This window comes from Nocardioides sp. NPDC000445 (assembly GCF_040300245.1).
In the GTDB taxonomy this organism is placed as follows: domain Bacteria; phylum Actinomycetota; class Actinomycetes; order Propionibacteriales; family Nocardioidaceae; genus Nocardioides.
Genome location: NZ_JBEPDH010000008.1, coordinates 266,764 through 273,297, shown reverse-complemented (window position 1 = coordinate 273,297; position 6,534 = coordinate 266,764). Strand labels below are relative to the sequence as shown.

5 protein-coding genes are annotated in these 6,534 nt (G+C 69.5%); 4 read left to right on the top strand and 1 reads right to left on the bottom strand.

The window, feature by feature from the left end; translation table 11 throughout:
• The first annotated feature begins 135 nt into the window (after window positions 1–135).
• The 4 genes from ABT304_RS13595 to ABT304_RS13580 all read left to right on the top strand — a co-directional run bounded on the left by ABT304_RS13595 (window position 136) and on the right by ABT304_RS13580 (window position 5,792).
• Complete coding sequence (locus ABT304_RS13595; protein ID WP_350715860.1) at window positions 136–681, top strand: chloramphenicol phosphotransferase CPT family protein; 546 nt, start codon at window positions 136–138, stop codon at window positions 679–681.
• A gap of 184 nt (window positions 682–865) precedes the next feature.
• Complete coding sequence (locus tag ABT304_RS13590) at window positions 866–1,963, top strand: hypothetical protein (protein ID WP_350715858.1); 1,098 nt, start codon at window positions 866–868, stop codon at window positions 1,961–1,963.
• A 40-nt stretch (window positions 1,964–2,003) separates the two neighbouring features.
• Window positions 2,004–2,633 carry a hypothetical protein gene (locus ABT304_RS13585; RefSeq protein WP_350715856.1) on the top strand — a complete coding sequence of 210 codons (630 nt, stop codon included), beginning with the start codon at window positions 2,004–2,006 and terminating at the stop codon, window positions 2,631–2,633.
• Between the two features lie 129 nt (window positions 2,634–2,762).
• Window positions 2,763–5,792, top strand: coding sequence for a 3-keto-alpha-glucoside-1,2-lyase-like domain-containing protein (locus tag ABT304_RS13580; RefSeq protein ID WP_350715855.1), 3,030 nt, complete (start codon window positions 2,763–2,765; stop codon window positions 5,790–5,792).
• Between the two features lie 20 nt (window positions 5,793–5,812).
• Here ABT304_RS13580 and ABT304_RS13575 read toward each other — a convergent pair whose 3' ends face one another.
• Window positions 5,813–6,487, bottom strand: coding sequence for a DedA family protein (locus ABT304_RS13575; protein ID WP_350715853.1), 675 nt, complete (start codon window positions 6,485–6,487; stop codon window positions 5,813–5,815).
• Window positions 6,488–6,534: the final 47 nt, after the last annotated feature.

Genomic DNA, 6,534 nt, shown 5'->3' with positions numbered 1-6,534 from the left:
CGTTTCCCGCCCCGCCGCGGTCCGCGCCGCCATCCCCTTATTCTACCTGGGGGTGCCCCCACCCGCTCCGCCTGCGGCGCTACGCCGCCCCCCCCCCGCCCGACGTACGTGACGCCTCGGCAGTAGGCTCCTCGCGTGCGCAACGGTCGGATCATCCTGCTCAACGGTGCGTCGAGCTCGGGCAAGAGCAGCATCGGACAGGAGCTGCTGCCGCTGCTCGAGGACCCGTGGTTCTTCGTGCCGGTCGATGGGATCAGCGGGATGCGGTCGACGGTCCATACGCGGGAGCTCGACGACGCCGGGATCGCCGAGATGCTGCGGCGGACCCGGCTCGGCTACCACCGCGCGGTCGCGGCCCTGGCGTCGGTCGGCAACGACGTGATCATGGACTACCCGCTGAGCGAGGCGTGGCGGCTCGAGGACCTGCTCGAGGTGCTCGACGGCTACGACGTCACCCTCATCGAGGTCTGGTGCTCGCCGGAGGAGCTCGAACGCCGGGAGGCCGCCCGCGGCGACCGTCCCGCCGGCCTCGCCCGCTCGCAGATCCTGGTCTACTCGCACGCGTACGACATCCGCGTCGACTCCACCACCGCGACCCCGGCCGCGTGCGCGAAGGAGATCGCCGAGGCCCTTCCGAGTCTCACCGCACCCAAGGCCTTCGACCGCCTGCGCGCCGAATAGGCGCTCCCGTCGGCCGAGGCGTCGCCTGCGCGAGCCGAAGCGTCACCCGCGTCGGCCGAGCTGTCACCGCCGTGCGCACTCGGCCGTCGCGAGCGACTTCTCGGCCGACGTAGGCGACGTCTCGGCCGACGCGGCCGCCCTCTCGACTGGTGGGGTTGGCAGGGATGAGAAAATGGTTCCCGACATGTCTGAAACGAAGCTTCCCCGCCCCGGTCAGGCCACCCTCGCCGGGTGGCTCATCGTGCTCGGCTCACTGCTCACCGTGGTGACGGCCTGGGACCAGATCTCCGGGCTGCGCAGCCTGGACACCCGGGAGCGGGTGGAGGAGGTGCTGGCCGAGCGGCCGCTGGCCGGCTCGGGGATCGGCCTCGACAACATCCTCGACCTCATGCACGTGATGGCGCTGGTGACCGGCGCGATGGCGGCCGCGGGGGTGATCCTCGGCTGGCACGTGCTGCAGCGCAACAAGCAGGCCAGGCTCGCGCTCACGGTCATCGCGGCGCCGCTCTTCTTCGCCGGCATGTTCGGCGGAGGGTTCTGGTCCACGCTGTCCGCGGTGGCTGTCGTACTCCTGTGGATGTCGCCCACCCGCGACTGGTTCGACGGCGTCTCGCCCACGAAGCGGGAGGCGCTCGACAGCGGCGATTCCGACCAGGAGTCGTACGTCGCGCCGGCTCCGTCTGAGGCCCCGACCGCGTCGTCCGCCCCGACAGCATCGACCACCGCGACCGGCTCGACCTCCGGACCGGCCCGGCTCTCACAGCAGCAGCCGCCGCCGTGGACCGGTGCGATCGCCCAGCCCACCAAGGCAGCGCCCAAGCGCCGTCCGGGCGCCGTGACGGCGGCGGCGGTGCTCACCTGGATCGGCTCCGGGTTGACCGCGCTGATGATGCTCGCCTCGGCGGTGACCGCGACCGCCAACCCCGACCTGATCCTCGAGCAGGTGCGCAAGCAGGCGGAGAGCGACCCGAGGATGCGGGAGATGGCGGGGCTCTACACCACCGACATCATCGTCGCCTCGGTCTGGATCACTGCCGTGCTGGTCGCACTCGTCTGCGTCGCTGCTGCCGTGTTCGCCGCCTTCGCGCTCCGCCGCCACTCCTGGGCCCGGATTGCGCTGACGATCTCCGCTGGCATCTCGGCGCTGTCCCTGCTCCTTTTCGCGCTTGCCTTTCTGTATGCCGTCGTCCTCTCGCTTGCAGCGGTCGCGACCTTCACGTTCATGCTGCGCCCCGAGGTCGCGGCCTGGTTCCGCGGCCGAAGCGAGAGTCCGAGGCGATAAGGCAGGGCGGGTGAGACTTTCGGCCGGATAGGCTCCGGGCATGTCCGATCAGTACGGCTCCTTCGACAACCCCTACGGCGGCAAGCCGCCGTTCGAGGGCCAGGAGCCGCCGCCTACGCCGTACGCCACCCCGCAAACGCAGGGATGGGGTCAGCCGCCGCCGGCCTACGGCCAGTACGCGATGGGTCAGCAGCCCCCGGCGTACCTTCGCCCTCACTATCCGCAGCCCGATCCCGACACCCGGCCGGGGACGGTGGTCGCGGCGTCGGTCATGACGATCGTGGGGTCGGTGATCGCTCTGCTGATCTCGGTGTTCATGGTGCCCGCGGGGATCGCCGACTACAACGACCCGACGTCCTCGGACAAGGGCGTGACGCTCGCGATGATCATCTGGTTCGCCGTCTGCGGCGTACTCAGCCTGATCGCCATCCCGCTCGGGATCATGGTGCTGTTCCGCTCCAAGGTGGCCCGGATCCTGCTCACCGTCGTCGGCTCGGTCGCCGCGCTGCTCTCGCTCTTCGTGGTGCTCTATCCCGCGCTGATCATCGCCGCGCTGCTGATGCTGTTCGTCGGCAGGGCAGGCAACTGGTTCGCCCGGAAGAAGCCTGCCGACCCCTGGCAGCCGCCGTCGATGCCGGGCGCAGGACCGCCGACGCACCAGCAGCTCTGACGACCGAGGGCCCAGCCAAGTCAGGACATTGCAAACTGACTTGCGAAAGTTCCAAAACTTCTTGACGAAGTTCGTCGGCGCCCCTACCTTCAGGTGTGGCACTCGTCACATCCCCTCGTGGAGGCCCCGATGATCCATATCCCCCCGTCCCGGGCCGTGCTCGGCTCACTCGCCGGCCTGTCGGTCGTGGCCGCGCTCCTCGGCAGTGGCCCGGCCACCGCCGCTGAGCAGGCGGACCTGCCACCGCAGGAGCCCGGAGTCACGCTGCGCACCTACGACATGGCACGACCCATCGACCAGCTGTGCACGCTGCGCGCCGGTCAGACGCCCAACGTCGACAAGCTCACCTCGCTGATCGACTACGACTCGCCCGCCGACTTCGGCCTCGCCGACCGGTTCATCTCCCACGCGCTGGCCAACCTGAACATCGCCACCGCCGGGTCCTACGACTTCCGGCTGATCAGCGACGACGGCTCCCGGCTGGTCATCGACGGCGACGAGGTCATCGACCACGACGGCCTCCACGGGGAGACCGCCAAGGACGGCACCGTCACCCTGAGCGAGGGCTACCACGACCTGCGCGTGGAGCACTTCGAGGACGGCGGCGGTGAGGTGCTGCGCCTGCAGTGGCGCCCGCCGGGTGCCGCTGACTTCGCATTGGTGCCGACCGAGGTCCTGAGCACCGAGGCCGGGGTGGTGCGCGTGACCGCGCCCGGCACGAAGTACTGCGAGGGACAGGACGACACGGCCGGTGACGGCATGCAGCTGGACAGCGTCCACCCGGGGTACGACCTGACCGACCTGCGGCCGGAGGGCTTCGAGCCGATGGTGGCCGCGATGGACTGGGCCGCGGACGGCCGGCTCGCCGTGGTGACCTCCGGGTCGGTGAGCCCCTCTGGCTGGGTCGAGGACCCCGAGCCGGGCGAGATCTTCCTGCTCAGCAACCCCCGCACCGCCACCGGGCCCGAGGACGTCACGGTGGAGAAGGTCGCGACCGACCTGTTCAACCCGATGGGCGTCGCCGTCATCGGCGAGTCGATCTTCGTCTCCGAGCGCGACCAGCTCACCGAGCTCACCGACCCCGACGGAGACGGCTTCTACGACCAGCACCGGAAGGTCGCGGAGTGGCCCTTCGGCGAGAACTTCCACGAGTTCGCCTTCGGCCTCCTCCACGACGAGGAGAGCTTCTACGTCAACCTGTCCGTCGCCATCAACTTCGGCGGCGCGACCACCGACCCGCAGCCGGCGCGCAACCGCGGCACGACACTGAAGATCGACCGCGACACCGGTGAGGTCACCTACCTCGCCGGCGGGCTGCGTACGCCCAACGGGATGATGCGCGGGCCCGGCGGCGACCTGTTCGTGATGGACAACCAGGGTGCCTGGCTGCCCAGCTCCAAGCTGGTGCACGTCAAGCCCGGAAGGTTCTTCAACCACTACACCAACCCGTCCGGCCCGTTCGATGACAAGCCCGTCACCGGCCCCGCCCTGTGGGTGCCGCAGGGCGAGATCGGCAACTCCCCGAGCAGCCCGATGATGCTCGAGAAGGGTGCGTACGCCGGTCAGATGCTCTTCGGCGACGTCACCTACGGCGGCCTGCAGCGCGGCTTCCTGGAGAAGGTCGAGGGCGAGTACCAGGGCGCGGTCTTCCGCTGGTCCGCCGGCCTCGAGGCGGGCGTGAACCGCACCCTGCTCGGCCCCGACGGATCGATCTACGTCGGCGGCATCGGCGAGGCCGGCAACTGGAGCGAGCCGGGCAAGCTCCGCTACGGACTGCAGCGGATGAGCCCGACCGACGGCAAGGCGTTCGACATGCACCAGATGCGCGCCACCAAGAACGGCTTCAAGATCCGCTACACCCAGGCGCTGTCCCAGGAGACGGTCGACAAGATCGCCGCGGATCCCAACGCGGCGTTCCGGATGACCCACTGGCGCTACGCCCCGCGCCCGTCGTACGGCGGTCCGAAGGTCGACGAGCGACCGCTGTTCGTCTCCCGGGCCACGGTGTCCGACGACCGCACCTCGGTGACCCTCACCGTGGACGGCCTGGAGGAGGGCCGGGTCGTGCACCTGCGCTCGCCGCGGCCGTTCACCGGCGTGGGCGGCGAGGAGCTGTGGAACACCGAGGCCTGGTACACCCTCAACGAGATCCCGGGGTACGTCTCGCCGGCCGACCGCAACTACCTCGAGGCGGAGCAGGCGACCCTGCGAGGCAGCGCCGATGTCGCCGTCGAGCACAACGGCTACTCCGGCTCCGGGTTCGTGGCGGGCTTCGGCAACGTCGGCGCCTCGGTCACCTTCGACGCGAAGGTGGATCGCGCCGGGACTTACCCGGTCCGGCTCCGCTACGCCAACGGCCCCCACCCCGCGCCTGGCACCAAGCGGGTCTCGGTCTACCTCAACGGCATCGAGGTCGAGCCGTGGGCGCTGGAGTCCACCGGCGACTGGCAGACCTGGGGCACCGCGACCCGGTCGATGCGGCTGAAGGCCGGGGTCAACCGGATCACCCTGCGCTATGACCAGGGCGACGAGGGGAACGTCAACTTCGACTCCCTCAAGGTCGGCGGCGGCGAGGACATCTGTACGCCGCAGCGACCCGCGCCGGGCTACACGTCGCTCTTCGACGGCACCCTGAGGTCATTGGCCTCGTGGCGCATGGCCGGACCGGGATCGTTCGGACGGCAGGACGACTGCTCGCTGCGTACGACCAACGGCCTGGGTCTGCTGTGGTACGCCGAGAAGGAGTTCAGCGAGTACAGCCTGAGGCTGGACTGGAAGCTGGTCCGCGATGACAACGGCGGCGTCTTCATCGGCTTCCCGAACCCCGGCAACGACCCGTGGGTCGCGGTCAACCAGGGCTACGAGGTCCAGATCGACGCCAGCGACGCCCCGGACCGCACCACCGGCGCCATCTACACCTTCCAGGGAGCCGATCCGGAGGCCATCTCGGCCGCGCTCGAGCCGGTCGGATCATGGAACTCGTACGACATCCGCGTCGAGGGATCGAACGTCAGGATCTTCCTCAACGGGAAGCTGGTGAACGACTTCACCAGCACCGATCCCGCCCGCGACCTGGCCGGCTTCGTGGGCATGCAGAACCACGGCGGTGGCGAGACCGTCTACTACCGCAACGTCCAGATGAAGGAGCTCACCGACTGACGCCGATCCCGACAGCGGGGTCAGGAGACGAGCGAGTCGTCCTTGGCCCCGTTGTCGGATCCGCGCACGATCTTGTAGACGCGCAGGCCGATCCAGGCCACGACGGCGACCGCGACGACCACGATGACGACGTTCTGGAAGCGGCCGACGATCGGCTCGACCTTCTCCCAGTTGTCGCCCAGCTGGTAGCCGGCGACGACGAAGATGGTGTTCCAGATCGCCGAGCCGACGGTGGTGAGGAGCAGGAACTTCCAGATCGGCATCCGGGTGACCCCGGCGGGCACCGAGATCAGCGACCGGAAGATCGGGATGAAGCGGCCGAAGAAGACCGTCCAGGCGCCGTACTTCTCGAAGAACGCCTCGGTCTTCTCCAGGTCGGAGGTCTTGACCAGCGGCAGCTTCTCGCCGACCCAGTAGACCCGCTCACGGCCGATGGCGGCACCGATCAGGTAGAGCACGAGCGCCCCGACGACCGAGCCGAGCGTCGTCCAGATCAGCGCCTCGGCGATCGTGAAGCGGCCCTGCGCGGCGGTGAACCCGGCCAGCGGCAGGATGATCTCCGAGGGCAGCGGAGGGAAGAGGTTCTCCAGCGCGATGCCGAGCCCCGCACCCACCGGGCCGAGCTTGTCCATCAGGTCGACCGCCCAGCCGGCGACGCCGGTGAGCTCCTCGGGCTGCGTGGCGGTGAGGATCATGATGCTCTCTTCGAAGTGTGTGGGTGGGCCGGGGCGGCCGAAGCCTA